Origin of the sequence: Lyngbya sp. PCC 8106 (assembly GCF_000169095.1) — a bacterium.
GTDB lineage: Bacteria > Cyanobacteriota > Cyanobacteriia > Cyanobacteriales > Microcoleaceae > Capilliphycus.
The window spans coordinates 1-1,952 of the sequence record NZ_AAVU01000098.1 but is presented as its reverse complement, the minus strand read 5'-3'; the positions used below and the strand labels follow the sequence as shown (position 1 = coordinate 1,952).

At 45.5% G+C, this 1,952-nt stretch carries 2 protein-coding genes; one reads left to right on the top strand and one right to left on the bottom strand.

The genetic code is table 11. From position 1 onward, the window contains the following. Positions 1-29: 29 nt before the first annotated feature. Positions 30-884, bottom strand: a complete 855-nt coding sequence (locus L8106_RS29025; protein ID WP_009788161.1) for a bifunctional 3-deoxy-7-phosphoheptulonate synthase/chorismate mutase — start codon at positions 882-884, stop codon at positions 30-32. A gap of 638 nt (positions 885-1,522) precedes the next feature. Here L8106_RS29025 and def point away from each other — a divergent pair. Then, positions 1,523-1,952, top strand: a 430-nt coding sequence (def, locus tag L8106_RS29015) for a peptide deformylase (protein WP_009788160.1), incomplete at its 3' end; no start/stop codon positions are given.

Here is a 1,952-nt window from a genome sequence, read left to right as displayed (position 1 = left end):
AGAATTCTCTACAAAGTGATCTATGCTGCTTACACACAAACGAGGGGTTCAGAAGCTACCTCAATCACTTTCCGCCCCACAGACGCCGCTACCGGACGTAAATTTTCCACTAACTGTATCATCTCTGCTAACGACAACGCCTGACGCGCATCAGACACCGATTTCTCCGGTTCTGGATGACACTCTACCATGATGCCATCGGCACCACAAGCAACGGCGGCTCGTGCTAGGGGTTCAACCAGTTCTCGTTTTCCGGCAGCATGGGAGGGATCTACAATAATCGGAAGATGGGTTAACTGTTTGAGTCCGACAACTCCCCCCAAGTCCAGAACGTTGCGAGTGAAACTATCGAAACTGCGAATTCCTCGCTCACAGAGAATCACATCGGGGTTGCCATGTGCCAAAATATATTCAGCCGCCATGATGAATTCTTCGAGAGTCGCCGCGAGTCCTCGCTTCAAAACCACAGGTTTTCCGGCTTGTCCGATAGCTTTGAGTAACTCGAAGTTTTGCATATTTCGGCTGCCAATTTGCAACACATCGGCGTAGGCAACAACAGATTCAATTTGGGGAATAGACATCACTTCTGTTACAACAGGAACGTTATAACGCTGACTCACCCCCTGTAAAATTTTTAATCCTTCCAAGCCAAGACCTTGAAAGGAATAAGGAGAAGTACGCGGTTTGTAGACGCCGCCCCGCAACAGTTGAACAGGCGCTTTGATTAACTGTTCGGCGACTTGTTCCATTTGTTCGAGACTTTCAACGGTACAAGGGCCACCAACAATTAACAAGTTTTCACCGCCAACAGTTATCTGTTCGTTGATTTTGATTTGGGTTTGGTGTTCGGGATGAGTTTTGGTTGCGAGTTTAGCCTGAGACATGGTGAATTTCTCCTTAAGTTTGTGAATTAGTCAAAAAAAAACCCAGAACTTCAGGTGTTCCGGGTGAGGTTAAAGAACCAGCATGAGAACTTACCCGGAATGTGTTCGGGGCCAAAAATAAAAGCCATAAAAGTAGGTGTAAAGTAAAGTCATCGCTGTTGAGTAATATGGGGAAATCTGTTGTGAGCAATTAAAAAGCCGCAGGTCTTAGTTCTGCGGCTCACCTTGAGTATCCATGTAAAGACTGGACTCACTCTCGGTGAACCGGGCTAAACCAATAATAAAAATAGCTGTTCGCTGTGAACATAAGTTGCTGGCTCTTTTTGTTGAGTTCAATCATTTCTAATGATGAAGCTAACACAAGCAAGCAATAAAGTCAACCGTAGGGGCGTATTGCCATGCGCCCTTACAGTGACCGATGTTAACAGCAAAAGATTGATAACCCAAGCCGTCAACCCATCCGTTTCTTAGAGCGTAAATCTCGATAACCCAAGCGTCAACCCATCCGTTACCATCCTCCCTACCTTCTGACTTCTGATATCCGAACCCTTTCCCTCGTCTTGACCTCACTCCAAGGGTTGCGAAGATCCTTTAAGATGAAAGTAGAACGGTAATTACGAAAGCGAGTGACGAAATCCATGACATCTCAAGTAATAGTTGAAAAGCAAAAATTAGACAATCCCCCCTTTCAAATTCATTATCTTGGCGATCGCGTTCTGCGTCAGTCGGCTAAACGGATCTCTCGTGTCGATGACGATACTCGCAGACTAATACGAGAGATGCTACAAACGATGTATAGTGCTGATGGTATTGGTTTGGCGGCGCCGCAAGTCGGAGTTCAAAAGCAATTGATTGTGATTGACTGCGAACCGGATAATGCTGCAACTCCTCCTCTGATTTTGATCAACCCAACCATTAAGAAGTCGAGTCAAGAAATCTCTCCGTTTCAAGAAGGATGTTTAAGTATTCCAGGGGTTTATATGGATGTGACTCGCCCCGAAGTGATTGAAGTTTCTTTCAAAGATGAAACCGGGCGTCCCCGTACTATCCGAGCAAATGAATTGTTAT